Here is a 14027-nt window from a genome sequence, read left to right as displayed (position 1 = left end):
TACGGGCGTAAGTAGCTATTGAATAAATAGCAAATGCGTTTGCCCGGCGGGCTGCGCTTCGAAATCGCACCATCGCAAGGGCATGCGGGCTATACCGGCCGGCGCAGGTTGTCGCGAATTTCTCGCAGCAGCACGACTTCTTCGGCCGGCGCCAGCGCTGCCGCAGGCGCGACTGGAGCTTTGCGTTTGAGGCGGTTGATCTGCTTGACCATCAGAAAAATGACAAAAGCCAGAATCACGAAGTTGACGGCGACCGTGATGAAGTTGCCATAGGCAAGCACCGGGACGCCAGCTTTTTTCAGTGCGTCCAGCGTCAGCGCGGTGCCAGGTGGCACGGGTCCCAGCACTAAAAAAAGGGCAGAAAAATCGAGCTTGCCAAATACCGCGCCTACCACCGGCAAGATGACATCGCCAACCAGCGAATCGACAATTTTGCCGAAGGCCGCGCCAATGATCACGCCTACCGCCAGATCAATAACATTGCCTTTGACGGCAAATTCCCTGAATTCCTGAGCCATTCCCATAGTGTTCCTCTGTTGTTGTCGGATATTGTTCGGTCGCCTTGCAGCAACCGGCAGATGATTATCAAAGAGAGCGGCGCCACAGCGCAACCGCTCAGGCGCGAGCGCCCCTCCTTGAAAAGCTGCTGTGCGCTCCGCTACAATCAAGGGCTAACCCTAAATGCCTTTTTTCAAGCCAGTTCTTGAAGGATTTTCATGACCCAAGCAACCCTGAACAGCGTGCCGCCCGGCGCGCCTGTCGATAACGACAAGAGAAACTGGCTAGTCGCCACCTGCGCGGTCGGCGGCGCCGGCGTTGCTGCCGTTGCCGTGCCCTTCGTCAGCAGTTTTCAGCCCTCCGAAAAGGCCAAGGCCACGGGTGCCGCAGTCGAAGTCGATATTTCGGGCATCAAACCGGGTGAAAAAATGACGGTGGAGTGGCGCGGCAAGCCGGTGTGGATTGTCAGGCGCACACCCGAGCAGCTCGCGACCCTGCCCAAAGTCGATGGTCTGCTGGCCGATCCCAAATCCGAACGCAAACCGTCCGAACTGACGCCAGAATATGCCCGCAACGAAGGCCGCTCCATCAAGCCCGAAACGCTGGTGGTGGTTGGCATCTGTCCGCACCTGGGCTGCTCGCCATCGGACAAGTTTCAGTCCGGCGCACAGCCTTCTCTGCCGGACGACTGGGCCGGCGGCTTCCTCTGCCCTTGCCATGGCTCGACCTTCGACATCGCCGGCCGGGTTTACAAGAACAAGCCCTCACCCGACAATTTGGAAGTGCCGCCGCACATGTACCTGTCGGACACCCGGCTGCTGATTGGTGACGACAAAAAGGCCTGAAGGCGCTTCAAACCATTCAAAAGAGCTTGCGGTCAGCGCCTGAAAAACCTTCCGAAAACGTCACCAGCGCTGGCTAAAAAACCCCACCGAACCAGGATCAGTTATGGCTGAATTCAAAGAAATTTCTTCCGATGCCCCAATCGCTGTCAAAGCGATGAACTGGGTCGACAACCGTTTCCCCGCCAGCAAGCTCTTCCAGGAGCACATGAGCGAGTACTACGCGCCGAAGAACTTCAACATCTGGTACGTCTTCGGCGCGTTGTCGCTGCTGGTGTTGGTGATCCAGATCGCCACCGGAATTTTCCTGACCATGCACTACAAGCCTGACGCGGCACTCGCGTTTGGTTCGGTCGAGTACATCATGCGCGATGTGCCCTGGGGCTGGCTGATCCGCTACATGCATTCCACCGGTGCCTCGGCCTTCTTCATCGTGGTCTACCTGCACATGTTCCGCGGCCTGATTTACGGCAGCTACCGCAAGCCGCGCGAACTGATCTGGGTTTTTGGCTGCGCGATTTTCCTCTGTCTGATGGCCGAAGCCTTCATGGGGTACTTGCTGCCCTGGGGCCAGATGAGCTATTGGGGTGCTCAGGTGATCGTCAATCTTTTTGCCGCCATTCCTTTTGTTGGCCCCGATCTGGCGCTGCTGATCCGTGGCGACTACGTGGTCGGTGACGCCACGCTGAACCGCTTCTTCGCCTTTCACGTCATTGCCGTGCCGTTGGTGCTGCTGGGACTGGTGGTGGCGCACATCATTGCTTTGCACGAAGTCGGTTCCAACAACCCCGACGGCGTGGAAATCAAGGCGCCGAACTCGCCGCGCGATGCCAATGGCCATCCGCTTGACAGCATTCCGTTTCACCCTTACTACTCGGTCCATGATGTGTTCGGTGTCTGCGTGTTCCTGATGATCTTCACCGCCATCGTTTTCTTTGCGCCAGAGTTCGGCGGCTACTTCCTGGAGTACAACAACTTCATCCCCGCCGACCCGCTGAAAACCCCGTTGCACATTGCGCCGGTCTGGTACTTCACGCCTTACTACTCGATGCTGCGCGCTATTACCAGTGAGATGATGTATGCGCTGATCGCTTGCGTGCTGGCCGCTGCGCTGCTTGGAGTGCTCAAAGCCAAAATCGCCGGCCTGTTCAAGGCCATCATGGTCGGTGCTGCCGTCGTGCTGGTCGCGGCGATGCTGATGATTGATGCCAAGTTCTGGGGCGTGGTGGTGATGGGCGGCGCCGTCGTCATCCTGTTCTTCCTGCCTTGGCTGGACAACAGCAAAGTCAAATCCATCCGGTACCGCCCGAGCTGGAACAAGATTTTGTACGGCATTTTCGTGATCAACTTTCTGATACTCGGCTATCTGGGTACGCAGCCTCCCTCCTACATCGGCGAGCGCGTCTCGCAGGTCGGGACCCTGTTCTACTTTGGCTTCTTCTTGTTGATGCCATGGTGGAGCAAGCTCGGCACCTTCAAGCCGGTGCCAAGCCGCGTAACTTTTACCGCCCACTGAGCCGGAGAATTACAACAATGAAAAAACTGATCCTCGCCCTGATTACAGCGGTCGGCCTGATGGCTGGTGCGCAGGCCTCGGAAGGCGGACTTGCCTGGGACAAAGCGCCCAGCAAGACCAACGATCTGGCAGCCTTGCAAAATGGTGCCAAGCTGTTTGTCAATTACTGCCTGAACTGCCATTCGGCCGCCTTCATGCGTTTTAACCGCTTGAAAGACATCGGCCTGACCGACAAGCAGATCAAGGACAACCTGCTCTTCAGCACCGACAAGATCGGTGAAACCATGAAAGCGGCGATTGATCCGAAACAGGCCAAGGACTGGTTTGGCGGCAATCCGCCCGACCTGACCGTGATTGCGCGCTCGCGCTCCGGCTCCGGCGGCAGCGGTGCTGATTACCTGTATACCTACCTGCGCACCTACTACCGCGACGAGACCAAGGCGACTGGCTGGAACAACCTGGCTTTCCCCAATGTGGCCATGCCGCATGTGCTGTGGGAACTGCAGGGCGAGCGCAAGCCGGTCTACGCCGAGCAGCAAGAGAGCGGCCACAAGGTGTCGATCTTCAAGGGCTGGCAGCAAGTCACCCCCGGCAGCATGACACCGTTGCAGTACGACCAAGCTATGGGTGACCTGGTGGGCTATCTGCAATGGATGGCCGAGCCGGCGCAGAACACCCGCGTTCGCGTCGGCGTCTGGGTGTTGATCTTCCTACTTGGTTTGACCTTTCTTGCCTGGCGCCTGAACGCGGCGTACTGGAAAGACGTCAAATAAAAGTTTTCGCCGTTAGCGCCCATGAGCGCACCGGCATCTTCGGAGTGGCAGGTTCTAAGGTTTGATTCTTGGCCGCCACTCTTTTGTTTTCAGGAGTTTCGAATCATGATGGTCCTATATTCAGGTACAACCTGCCCCTTCTCGCACCGCTGCCGATTTGTTCTGTTCGAAAAAGGCATGGATTTCGAGATTCGCGATGTCGATCTGTATAACAAGCCGGAAGACATCAATGTGATGAACCCGTACGGCCAGGTGCCTATCCTGGTCGAGCGCGATCTGATCTTGTACGAATCGAACATCATCAACGAGTACATCGACGAGCGCTTCCCGCACCCCCAGCTCATGCCCGGTGACCCCGTGGACCGCGCGCGGGTTCGGCTGTTCTTGCTAAACTTCGAAAAGGAACTGTTCGTTCACGTCAGCACGCTGGAGTCGCGGGCCACCAAAGGCAACGAGAAGGCACTGGAAAAAGCCCGCGCGCACATCCGCGATCGCCTGACACAACTGGCACCGATTTTCCTGAAGAACAAGTTCATGCTGGGCGATAACTTTTCCATGCTGGACGTGGCGATTGCGCCGCTGCTCTGGCGGCTGGATTACTACGGCATCGACCTGTCGAAAAATGCTGCGCCGCTGCTCAAGTACGCTGAACGCATTTTTTCGCGCCCCGCCTACATTGAGGCGCTGACGCCTTCCGAGAAGGTCATGCGCAAGTAATATGACCCCCACGCTTTTCACTTCGTGTAATGCGCTGCCCCCCGGGGGTGCGTTGCGCCTGCGGCCCGGCAAAGCCGGTTCCGCGGCCCCGGCTGGTGAAGAGGGCGCCGCTTCGCATACCGCGCTAGTCCGGGTTCAACTTGGCTGAATTCATGAACGCACTGGACGCCACGTCAACGCGCCCCTACTTGATACGTGCCCTCTACGAGTGGTGCACCGACAACGGCTTCACGCCTTACGTGGCCGTGTCGGTGGACGCCTCGGTGCAGGTGCCGCGCGAGTATGTAAAGAACAACGAGATCGTGCTGAACATCAGTTTTGATGCGACCAGTTCCTTGCAGCTGGGAAACGATTTCATCGAGTTCAAGGCGCGCTTTGCCGGCAGTGCCCGCGAAATCATCGTGCCGATCAGCCATGTCATTGCCATCTATGCGCGTGAAAATGGGCAAGGCATGGCGTTTCCCATGGGTCCTGTCAGCACCTTGGCGGGTCCTGCTGAAAAGCCGACAACGGGCACCGATGCCGGCCCGGGAATGGCTGTGGCGCCGATCGCTGCACCGGCTGTGCAGTTGCGAAGCGACGCGCCTGACAGCAAGATCATGCAGTTGGTCCCCGAAAGCACGCCAGCAGTGGGTGAGACGGGCCCCGATGCACCGGAACCGCCCAAGTCACCCCCACGTACGCGGCCCGCACTAAAGCGGGTCAAGTAAAATAAGAATTGTGCCGCTTTAGCTCAGTTGGTAGAGCAACCGCCTTGTAAGCGGTAGGTCGTCAGTTCGATTCCGACAAGCGGCACCACTTCACTGTTTCACATTACCTCATAACCCCTAAAAACCCGTATGTCTAAAGGCATGGCGGGTTTTTTGTTGCCTAACGCGGTTTCGCGGAATAACATGAAAGCTCAAGATTTTTTCGGTACTGATGGGGGTATCGATATTTCAGCCAAAAACCGATACTAGCTCGGGCTTCGAAAATGATCGAATGAAACGTAAGGCCTGGCCGACCTCTGCGCATCCACGGCTGTGGTCTCTGACAAGTGCTGGCGCCTGGCCTTCAGGGTGTCTGAAATTTCGCCCCTACCTAAATAGTTAGCCGCGGCCGTGACGGTCATTCGCTACCGCCGATGAACGGCGCCCTACCGTTAGTTTGCTGTATGCGTCCTGGCAACACATTTGGAGGTGAGGCCGAGTTCAAGAGAAAGCACGATGAAGATCACTTATTTAGCCATCGAGCAATGCCCGCCGCTGGAGGCTTGACCCGACCCTGCCGCAATGAGTGGGGGCTCCTGGCGCAAGTCAATGGCGGCAGAGCTTGACCAGTCCCAGGCCAGAAAGCCCAGCAGAGCCAGCCAAAACACTGCTTGAAGTTGACGCGTGGTAGTCATGGCCACCTCCTAGAACTGATAGTGCCTACGCACACGAATACCCACCAGCGTGCCGGCAAAGGCCAGTGGCATCCAGATCCAGCCGTGCAGGCTACCGGTTGAGATGCCGCTAAGCATCGCGCCTATGTTGCAGCCGAAGGCCAGGCGAGAGCTATAGCCCAGAACGAAACCCGCCAGCAAGCCGATTCGCCACTGCTGCGGGGTCAGCGCTCTGCTGTCGGGACTGGCCTTGACCGCAACCCACAGGGCACCACCCATGATGCCGATGTTGGTGATCGAGGTCACGTCCATCAGCACGGTCTGGCCCAGGCGCTGGGCATTGCCGGCCTGGCTCCAAAATGCGTTGCTGCCCGGATCGAAAAACCCGAGCGCCACCGCCCCTTTGGCCGCCCACAGGCCAAAGCCGTAGACCACGCCCCATGGCTGGCCAGCGAGCAACAGGTTCAGGGTTGCCAAGGCGGCGAGGCCGACGGCGCCCCACAGCCAGCGCTTGTTGAGCCAGGTTTGGCCAGCACCTACCCACTGGCGCACCGCCAGCAGAACCAGGGCCAACAGGCCCAAGGTCAGACCCAAAGCTGGGACCGTGCCCAATTCAGCCGGGAAGCTCACCGGCTCGATTTGGCCAAGAGCCAGCCAGCTGTCCAAATGCGCTGAACCCATAAAACTGCCCAGCGCAAACAAGGGCAGGATCGCCATGTTGAGTGGCACGCCGAGTCCGGCTTTGTACAGCGTGCCGGATCCGCAACCGTCGGCTATCTGCATGGCCAGACCGAACACAAAGGCACCGATCAGCAGGCTGATGCTGGGCGGACCCAGCGCGGCCTGCAACTCGGGAAAGCGCGCCAGCAAGGGCAGCGCCGCAGCGCTGGCCAGGGCCAGCAGGACCACCTGGCCGGTCACACCTTGCGGGTCACGCCGCTCGACCAGTTGGCGCCAGCCCGAGGTGAAGCCAAAGCGTGCGCCAGCCAACACCGTGCCCATGCCCACACCGACCAGCAGCAAGACCGCTTGCCGGATCGACACCTGCCAGGCCAGGAAGAAGAAAAAAGCGGCCAACAAGGCCGCCAAAGGAAATCGTTTCATAAAACGTCCAGAGAATCACTGGAATGTGCGTTCAGCCCACAGTTTCGCATCGATCAGCAACTGTTTCGTGCGGCCCGGCACGTTATCCATGGTCAGACCGTTCGCGTCCTGCGACCAGTCCACCATCGACCCGGCATAGAGCTTGACATTTTTCTGGCCCAGCACTTCAGACATGGCGAACCAGTTGGTCGCCGCCCAGTGACCGGTATTGCAAAAGGACACGGTTTCCTTTTCGGGGTCGATCAGACTGGCTGCCGCCACCTGTTTGGCCTGGGCGACCGACATAAATATCGAACTGCCCGGTGCAAACCACTTGTCGTGCTCCAGGTTGACCGCGCCTTTGAGAGTGCCGGGCAGCTTGGCCGCTTGGTGACGGGTATCGCCTAGAAAGAATTCAGCAGGGCGTGCATCGATCAGCACCGAGTCCCCCGACTTGATGCGCTGAAGCAGTTCATCTTTGGAGGCCACCATGCTGGCATTAATCTGGGGCTGAAATTTGCTGGCCGCGGCTGTCGCAAGAACATCGTTTTGCGGCAAACCGGCTTGCGCCCAGGCCTTCAAACCGCCATTGAGCACGGACAAATCAGTCAAGCCCAAGACCTTGAGCGTCCAGTAAACGCGTGCCGAGGCGCCGAAATCCGAGGCGTCTGCGCCGCTGGACACCACCACCGCATGTGTGGCTGCTGTCAGGCCCATGCTTTGCACCAGTGCGGTGAGCTTGGGCAATGCGGGCAGCTCACCAGGGTTGCTGGCCGCCCCGCGCCAGCTGCCGTAGGGCGCATTGATCGCGCCCGGAATATGCTTGGCGGCATACGATTTGGGATCGCGGATATCGATCACGCGCACCTGCGGGTCAGCCAGCCTGGTCTGCAGCTCTGTGGGGCTGAGCAAAGGTTGGGCGGCCGCCGCAGCCGACAGGGCCAGTCCAAAAATCAAAGTCGTCAATCGTTTCATCCCAGCATACCTCTTGAGTTGACTACGATTGTGGCATTCTGCGGCAAGTAAGAGAACGATTGTTTTGTCAGTTTCTTAGACCCATAACGACATATAAAGATGCTGTCGCGTTGCTGGCTGACGAACGTGCTTCGGGCGGGAACGAATGCCAGCTCCTTAACAGGCTGCTGAAATACTCCCAGCCGGTGCACGCGAGCCACCCCTCAAGCGTTAACTTGAAACCGATTCACTGATCCAGACAGAGCCAACTTCATGCGCGGAGCCGACACCTTCACCGAGAGCCTGTTCACCATGCAAAAGCTGGAGGACTTCGTGCCGGCCGACCATCCACTGCGACCCATCCGCCAGATGGTCAACGCCGCTTCGGTAAAGATGGATGCATTGTTTTCAGGCATGTACGAGGCCGACATCAAGGGCGGGCGCCCCAGCATCGCACCCGAGAAGCTCCTGCGCGCCATGATCTTGCAGGTGTTCTACAGCATCCGATCCGAGCGCCAGCTCATTGAGCATGACCCAATACAACCTGCTGTTTCGCTGGTTCATTGGCCTGGCCATGGACGATGCCGTGTGGGTGCCCACCGTCTTCACCAAGAATCGTGAACGTCTGATCGAGCAAGACGCGGTCATCGAGCTCTTTAATCTGGTGCTGGAGCAAGCCGAGCACAAAGGCTTGCTCTCGGGCGAGCACTTCAGCGTGGGCGGCACCCTCATCCAGGCTTGGGCTAGTCACAAACGCTTTGTGCGCAAAGACGGCAGCGACAGCGGCAACGGCAACTTCAAAGGCGAAGGCCGCAGCAATGACACGCACGAGTCCAGCACCGACGCCGATGCTCGGCTGTACTGCAAAGGCAACAACGCCAGCCGACCGCGCTACATGGGCCCCACCCTCACCGGCAACCGTCATGGGCTAATTGCCAACGCCATGGTCACCACTGCCGATGGTTTTGCTGAGCGCGAAGCGGCCAAGGCGATGATTAACGACGCCCGGCAGGCCGCCGACAACCCGCAGGCAGAAATCACGCTGGGTGCTGACAAAGGCTATGACGCCAAAGAGTTCATTGATGCTCTGCAGGAGATGAACGTCATTCCTCACATCGCGCAAAACACCTCGGGGCGCCGATCAGCTGTGCCAGACGCCATCGCGGCCAGTGCGGGTTACGCAATCTCGGTGCAAAAGAGAAAACTCATCGAGCATGGCTTTGGCTGGGCCAAGACCGTGGGGCGCATGCGCCAGGTTATGGTGCGCGGGCTGAAGCGAGTCGATCAGATGTTTGTGCTGACCATGGCTGCTTACAACCTCACGCGCATGCGTACCTTGGGGGAAATCCGTCTGCAGGCGGCGTGAGGGACGGGAAATGCAGAAGACCGAGGCTCAGATCGCCGAAAACGGTCCAAAAGGACCGGAAAGTTCATGATGCCAAAGGATGAAGTAAAAAGTCAAACATCCCGAGCAAGATGCCACGCGAGCGTGGAGTATTTCAGCAGCCTGTTAAACGGGACGGATTTTCCTAAATCGCCCCGGGAATCGTGGAGGCTAATTGGTTTAAGTTGAGACCTCTATGGATGTATTGCTGATGGCGAATTACCGCCAGTAGTTTGCCTCAGCTTCTGCCGCAGGGATACCCCCAATCGATTTGAGCAGTCGGATGTGACTAAACCAGTACACCCATCGCAAGGTAGCAAGTTTCACGGATTCGCTACTTTTCCAAAGTTTCGCCAGTGAATCAACTCGGCCTTGTGGCGCCCGTTGATGGTTTCGGCCAGCGCGTTGTTATAGCTGTCGCCACGGCTGCCGACCGAAGGTTGTATGCCGGCCTCGACCAGTCGTTCGGTGTAACGAATGGACAGGTGTTGTTACCCTCTGTCCGAATGATGGACCAAGGCATTGGCAGCAGGCTTGCATTCATACCGTGCCTGCCCCAGCGCATCGAGCACAAAGTCGTTCTGCATGGTGCGGCTGACCCGCCAGCCCACGATACGGCGCGCGAAGACATCAATGACGAAGGCCACGTACAGCCAGCTCTGCCAAGTCGAGCCATAGGTGAAGTCCGACACCCAAAGGCTGATTGGGCCGCTCGGCCTTGAACACCCGCTTGACAAGGTCCAGCGGACAAGGTGCCGAAGCGTCTGGCGTGGTGGTTCGCACCCTCTTGTCCCGGCAAGCACCTTGCAAACCCAAGCGTTTCATCAGCCTCTTGACCGTGCAGCGTGCCACACGGCTACCCTCACGGTTCATCTGCAGCCAGATCTTGGCAGCGCCGTAGACCTTCCAGTTGGCATGCCAGACGCGCTGGATGTCGGCCATGAGGTCGTCATCACGTTGGCACGGGCAGTGCGCAACTCGGGATAGCGCCGCCTGGCCGCATGACGCCGATTACACGACGGGGCCATCTGCAGAACTATGCAGATGGGCTCGACCCCGAAGGTTTAGAAGCAGTTATCTGGAATTCTTCAACAGTCGGCGCCAGCACTTGTCGCCTGATCGTCAGACGTCCGACATGGTCTACTTCAAAACACAAACGCAAGTGCAGGCTGCTTGTTAAATCTGACAAATCGTTAAAGATGTGGTGGTGCCTTCACTGAAAATTAGATGTAGTAGTATCAGCAAAATTTGATCGCCTGCTAATAAACGGACGACATGATCAGAATTAATCAACCATCAAAGATTGTTGGGAGTTTTTCATGAAACCATATGTCATTTGTCACATGATGTCCTCTATCGATGGACACGCGCTCACAGACGGCTGGGCTCGCCCTTTTAAAAAAAACGCCGGAGAATTGTATGAGAAGCTTGCCCAGCAGTTTGAGTTTGATGCGTGGATCTGCGGTAGGGTCACCATGCAGGAAATCGCGAACGGTGACGACTATCAAAGAGGCCTGGCCAAAGCGCCCGTCCCACGCATCCATTATTTTGCCAAGCGTAATGCGGACTGCTACGCAGTCTCAATTGATCCCCACGGAAAAGTGGCTTGGACGAGCAACGAAGCACTTAATTCGCACGTCGTCGCGGTTGTGACAGAAGCGGTGTCGGATGACTACCTGGCCTATCTGAAATCCATTAACGTGTCTTTCATTTTTGGCGGCAAGACAGAGATTGATCTGGTCCAAGTTATTGCAACCCTTGCGGATGAACTCGGCACAAAGCGTCTAATCGTCGAAGGCGGACCGACCGTAAGCGGGTCATTTGTAAACGCCGGGCTTGTCGATGAGGTTAGTGTTCTCATCTTGCCGCTGATCGACGGGCGTGGAGAACATCCTGCATCGTTTGAGATCGCCAAAGATGCCTGGACGAAGCCAGCCTATCTCACGTTGAATTCGGCAGATATCCAGGAAGGCGGCGGTGTTTGGCTGCGATACAGCAAACACCTTTGAGTGTGCCGGATGTGAAAGTGCTGTATGCCAATATCTGACAGCAGGCACTGGAAATTGATCTTTTAAGCGGTGTGCTCACCAAAGCGGAATCGCCGAGCGCAAAAGGATGATTGATCGTTCTCACGACCTGCAACTGCCCGGCAATGCTACATTCTGTCGCTGGCGCGATCAACCGCCTACTATCGCCCTCAAGAGGCCATCGGTGCCGATCTGGCGCTGATGCGGCGCATCGACGAACTCCAACTGGAAGATCCGTTTGCCGGCCGCAAGATGCTGCGCGACATGTTGAAGCGGAAAGGCTTTCCAGTTGGCCGCAGGCATGTGGCCACGCTGATGAAGAAAATGGGCACAGAAGCTTTATTAGTCCTCTGCAGGCATCCTCTGGCAAGGTCCATCGCCACCGGCTCAATCGTGGCGGAGGTCGCCAAGCCAACAATGCGTTGTGGACCATTCAATGGTTCGCATGCGAAGTGACGCGCGCACCCGGCAATACGTCGCGCGCCGCACAGGCGAAGGATTGTCCAAGAAGGAGATTCACCGCTGTCTAAAGCGCTACATCGTTCGCGAGCTGTACCCACTCATCTTGGCCGATTTGAGAGACTCTGCATCTTCTGCTTGCCATAGGAGCGTCAACGCCGTACTAGAGCGGCTCTTTCTGAGCCTGAAGATGGAACGAGTCTGGCAAAAAGATTACGCCAACCACGCCGAAGCGATGAACGATGTGGCCGACTACATCGTCGGCTTCCACAACTGCGAGCGCCTGCATTCCTCACTGGGGAACTTGTCACCCAACGCTTTCGAGCGTGAATCGGCAACTCAACAACTTATTGATGTGTCCGAAATAACTTGACCACCACAGTTGGCGGAGGTCCCGTGCCACTCCTTCTCTATGAGCGGAAAACATCGGGCTCATGACGATACCCGAGACATTTTTCCAGCGACGATTGAAATCGGCCGAAAGCTTTGCCCGCGCGCGTGGGGGTGCGCCGGTTACGGCAAGCTGATTTCTTGACCATCGAACACTCCTTTTAGCCCCGAGTTTTCACTTATAACGCTGTTCAAATTTGCGGATTCACTTCTTTGTGGCTGGTGCATTTCCAGTTCACTGGCTTGAGCGAATTTTATTTTCGGCCCGGCTGGTGCGCGGCGCCGAAACGCGGGTCGAACTAGTAAGGCAATGAGCGACGACGCTCAGCGCAGCGTGCCCTTGCGGCTGTCCAGCGGAACGAGGAATGAGTTCTCTTGATGCAGGCCGGACCCGAAGTTGCTGAACTCGCTGTCGCCGTCCGGGGAATCTCCGGCCGTTGGCTTGAGCGGGGCCCAGTCGCTGTGCCGGCCCTTGCGCTGGCCACTCAGGGAGGCGCGTAGCTTCAGATGCGTTGCTGCCATCTTGTCTTCATCTTCAGGTCTGGGGGGTGGCGGGGACACTGCTTCGCCCAGAAACTCGTTGCGGATTTCCTGGGCTGTTGGCAGGTGGGCCGATGAAATCACCCAGTAGGCGATGCCGCACTGCGACAGCAGTGTCTGTTTGAGTTGCCGGTTGCTGCGGGAGATGCGCTTGTTGCCGGGAACATCCACACAGCCCAACACTCGGCCGTCGGGAGCACAAACCGTCAAGGTGCAGTAGACGCCGCTTAGCAGTTTGTACCAATGCAGCCCTTGCTCCTTGCTGCGCGGCAGCGTGAAGCGCGTCACCGGCAGCTTCACCATGATGTGGTGACCGGCAAATGTTTCATTGAGCCAGTGCCAGACCTTGCGCTCCTCGGTACTGGCCAGCAGCCGGGGATTGAGGGGCCAGCGCCTGGGAATGGACTGGCGCATTTTGGAGGCCCTGCCTGTTAGCCACGCGCATAGCAGCCCGCCCGCAAGCATGCCGCCTATGGCTGCTGCCAATGTAAATAACCAGGCTTGAGGGGTGGCCACGGAATCTATTTAGGGTGAACGATAAGTTGTTGTATTTGAATGTAACAAAAAATGCGCTCAATAAAAGGTAAAAATTCACTAGAAGTTGATTAGTCATTTGAAAAAGGACAAATCATTGATGCAATTTGCCTCTGAAGCCTAGCCATACCTTGTCGCATGGCGTGAGCGACATCAGGACAGGTTAGCGCGGCGGCTGTCCAGCGGCGCCATGAAAGAGTTCTCCTGATGCAGGGCGGAGCCAAATCTGCTGAATCCACTGTCGCTCCCCAACTCGCTGTCGGCGTCTTTGCCCAACGCTCTTCCGTTCAAAAACGAGAGCGCAGCTACATCGCTGGGGCGGCCTTGTCGCTGGAGGTCGAGCGAAGCGCGCAGTTTCATGCGTGCGGCGGTAATGATGGTTTCATCGAGTTCGTGGGCGCGTGTCGCCGCGCCTTCATCGCCCAGAAAGGCGCCACGAATCTCGGCCCGCGTGGGCAGTCTGCCTGAGTCGACCACCCAGTAGGCCATGCCGCACTGCGGCAGCAGGGTCTGCTTGAGTTTGCGGTTGCGCCTGGACACGGGCTTGTTTCCTGGTACATCGACGCAGCCGAGCACGCGGCCATCGGCTGCACAGACCGTCAGCGTGCAATAAATGCCGCTTAGCAGTTGGTACCAGTGCGTGCCGTGCTCTTTGTTTTTTCCGTGTGGCAGCGTGAAGCGCGTCACCGGCATTTTGAGCATGACGTGGTGATCGGAAAAAGCGTCGCTCAACCAGCGCCAGACCTTGCGCTCCTCAGTGTTAGCCAACAAGCGCACATCGAGCGGCCAGCGCCTCGGGATGCGCCGGCGCATTCGGGCAGCACGGCGCGTCCACGCCATGCAAAGCAGGGCGCCGGCCAGCATGCCGCAAATGGCAGCTGCAACCGTCACCGACCATCCCGAAACCTCATTCATGGATTTATTCCCTTTATGAATGTATGTTACTT

Annotated in this window: 12 protein-coding genes, 1 tRNA gene and 5 pseudogenes; 11 read left to right on the top strand and 7 right to left on the bottom strand. The window is 57.7% G+C overall.

Annotated elements, in window-relative coordinates; genetic code table 11:
• Positions 1-89: 89 nt before the first annotated feature.
• A complete protein-coding gene (mscL, locus tag HHJ18_RS09680) occupies positions 90-524 on the bottom strand; it encodes a large conductance mechanosensitive channel protein MscL (RefSeq protein WP_296914489.1) in 435 nt (144 codons plus the stop codon).
• A gap of 192 nt (positions 525-716) precedes the next feature.
• Between mscL and petA the strand changes: the two genes are divergently transcribed.
• The 6 genes from petA to HHJ18_RS09650 all read left to right on the top strand — a co-directional run bounded on the left by petA (position 717) and on the right by HHJ18_RS09650 (position 5144).
• Positions 717-1343 (top strand): ubiquinol-cytochrome c reductase iron-sulfur subunit, encoded by a 627-nt coding sequence (petA, locus tag HHJ18_RS09675; protein ID WP_296914486.1) that lies wholly within the window; start codon positions 717-719, stop codon positions 1341-1343.
• A gap of 103 nt (positions 1344-1446) precedes the next feature.
• Positions 1447-2856, top strand: coding sequence for a cytochrome bc complex cytochrome b subunit (locus tag HHJ18_RS09670; protein WP_296914484.1), 1410 nt, complete (start codon positions 1447-1449; stop codon positions 2854-2856).
• 17 nt (positions 2857-2873) lie between these two features.
• Positions 2874-3629, top strand: coding sequence for a cytochrome c1 (locus HHJ18_RS09665; RefSeq protein ID WP_296914482.1), 756 nt, complete (start codon positions 2874-2876; stop codon positions 3627-3629).
• 105 nt (positions 3630-3734) lie between these two features.
• Entirely contained in the window at positions 3735-4346 is a 612-nt protein-coding gene (locus tag HHJ18_RS09660; RefSeq protein ID WP_296914479.1) for a glutathione S-transferase N-terminal domain-containing protein, read from the top strand.
• 152 nt (positions 4347-4498) lie between these two features.
• Entirely contained in the window at positions 4499-5056 is a 558-nt protein-coding gene (locus tag HHJ18_RS09655) for a ClpXP protease specificity-enhancing factor (RefSeq protein WP_296914476.1), read from the top strand.
• A gap of 12 nt (positions 5057-5068) precedes the next feature.
• Positions 5069-5144: transfer RNA gene (locus HHJ18_RS09650), tRNA-Thr, on the top strand.
• Between the two features lie 418 nt (positions 5145-5562).
• Here HHJ18_RS09650 and HHJ18_RS09645 read toward each other — a convergent pair.
• Genes HHJ18_RS09645 through HHJ18_RS09635 form a run of 3 tightly spaced genes read right to left on the bottom strand, consistent with a single transcriptional unit; the run spans position 5563 to position 7767 of the window.
• Positions 5563-5730, bottom strand: coding sequence for a hypothetical protein (locus HHJ18_RS09645; RefSeq protein ID WP_296914473.1), 168 nt, complete (start codon positions 5728-5730; stop codon positions 5563-5565).
• 9 nt (positions 5731-5739) lie between these two features.
• Positions 5740-6813 carry a YeeE/YedE thiosulfate transporter family protein gene (locus HHJ18_RS09640; protein ID WP_296914470.1) on the bottom strand — a complete coding sequence of 358 codons (1074 nt, stop codon included), beginning with the start codon at positions 6811-6813 and terminating at the stop codon, positions 5740-5742.
• A gap of 15 nt (positions 6814-6828) precedes the next feature.
• Positions 6829-7767 carry a rhodanese-like domain-containing protein gene (locus tag HHJ18_RS09635; RefSeq protein WP_296914468.1) on the bottom strand — a complete coding sequence of 313 codons (939 nt, stop codon included), beginning with the start codon at positions 7765-7767 and terminating at the stop codon, positions 6829-6831.
• A gap of 252 nt (positions 7768-8019) precedes the next feature.
• On the opposite strand from HHJ18_RS09635, the pseudogene HHJ18_RS09630 reads away from it, so the two are divergent.
• Positions 8020-9112, top strand: a pseudogene (locus HHJ18_RS09630) (IS5 family transposase).
• 237 nt (positions 9113-9349) lie between these two features.
• Here HHJ18_RS09630 and HHJ18_RS09625 read toward each other — a convergent pair.
• Positions 9350-10191, bottom strand: a pseudogene (locus HHJ18_RS09625) (IS3 family transposase); the annotation flags it as partial.
• A 258-nt stretch (positions 10192-10449) separates the two neighbouring features.
• Between HHJ18_RS09625 and HHJ18_RS09620 the strand changes: the two are divergent.
• The 4 genes and pseudogenes from HHJ18_RS09620 to HHJ18_RS09605 all read left to right on the top strand — a co-directional run.
• Positions 10450-11139, top strand: coding sequence for a dihydrofolate reductase family protein (locus HHJ18_RS09620; RefSeq protein ID WP_296914466.1), 690 nt, complete (start codon positions 10450-10452; stop codon positions 11137-11139).
• A 5-nt stretch (positions 11140-11144) separates the two neighbouring features.
• Positions 11145-11499, top strand: a pseudogene (locus HHJ18_RS09615) (IS3 family transposase); the annotation flags it as partial.
• A pseudogene (locus HHJ18_RS09610) lies at positions 11499-11722 on the top strand (transposase); the annotation flags it as partial. The pseudogenes HHJ18_RS09615 and HHJ18_RS09610, both read left to right, overlap by 1 nt.
• 48 nt (positions 11723-11770) lie before the next feature.
• A pseudogene (locus HHJ18_RS09605) lies at positions 11771-11989 on the top strand (IS3 family transposase); the annotation flags it as partial.
• 341 nt (positions 11990-12330) lie between these two features.
• On the opposite strand, the gene HHJ18_RS09600 reads toward HHJ18_RS09605, so the two are convergent.
• Positions 12331-12960, bottom strand: a complete 630-nt coding sequence (locus HHJ18_RS09600; RefSeq protein ID WP_296914464.1) for a hypothetical protein — start codon at positions 12958-12960, stop codon at positions 12331-12333.
• Between the two features lie 273 nt (positions 12961-13233).
• Entirely contained in the window at positions 13234-13995 is a 762-nt protein-coding gene (locus HHJ18_RS09595) for a hypothetical protein (RefSeq protein ID WP_296914461.1), read from the bottom strand.
• Between the last annotated feature and the right edge of the window lie 32 nt (positions 13996-14027).

It is taken from the genome of Polaromonas sp. (assembly GCF_012927455.1).
Taxonomy (GTDB): Bacteria; Pseudomonadota; Gammaproteobacteria; order Burkholderiales; family Burkholderiaceae_C; genus Polaromonas.
The sequence above is the reverse complement of the archived record's forward strand: the minus strand, read 5'-3'. Positions and strand labels throughout refer to the sequence as shown.

Bases quoted from the DNA above. Each gene is read 5' to 3' on its own strand.
- HHJ18_RS09670 (WP_296914484.1), top strand. From the start codon at position 1,447: ATGGCTGAATTCAAAGAAATTTCTTCCGATGCCCCAATCGCTGTCAAA.
- HHJ18_RS09665 (WP_296914482.1), top strand. From the start codon at position 2,874: ATGAAAAAACTGATCCTCGCCCTGATTACAGCGGTCGGCCTGATGGCT.
- HHJ18_RS09635 (WP_296914468.1), bottom strand. From the start codon at position 7,767: ATGAAACGATTGACGACTTTGATTTTTGGACTGGCCCTGTCGGCTGCG.
- petA (WP_296914486.1), top strand. From the start codon at position 717: ATGACCCAAGCAACCCTGAACAGCGTGCCGCCCGGCGCGCCTGTCGAT.
- HHJ18_RS09655 (WP_296914476.1), top strand. From the start codon at position 4,499: ATGAACGCACTGGACGCCACGTCAACGCGCCCCTACTTGATACGTGCC.
- HHJ18_RS09660 (WP_296914479.1), top strand. From the start codon at position 3,735: ATGATGGTCCTATATTCAGGTACAACCTGCCCCTTCTCGCACCGCTGC.
- HHJ18_RS09595 (WP_296914461.1), bottom strand. From the start codon at position 13,995: ATGAATGAGGTTTCGGGATGGTCGGTGACGGTTGCAGCTGCCATTTGC.
- HHJ18_RS09620 (WP_296914466.1), top strand. From the start codon at position 10,450: ATGAAACCATATGTCATTTGTCACATGATGTCCTCTATCGATGGACAC.
- HHJ18_RS09645 (WP_296914473.1), bottom strand. From the start codon at position 5,730: ATGACTACCACGCGTCAACTTCAAGCAGTGTTTTGGCTGGCTCTGCTG.
- HHJ18_RS09640 (WP_296914470.1), bottom strand. From the start codon at position 6,813: ATGAAACGATTTCCTTTGGCGGCCTTGTTGGCCGCTTTTTTCTTCTTC.
- mscL (WP_296914489.1), bottom strand. From the start codon at position 524: ATGGGAATGGCTCAGGAATTCAGGGAATTTGCCGTCAAAGGCAATGTT.
- HHJ18_RS09600 (WP_296914464.1), bottom strand. From the start codon at position 12,960: ATGCGCCAGTCCATTCCCAGGCGCTGGCCCCTCAATCCCCGGCTGCTG.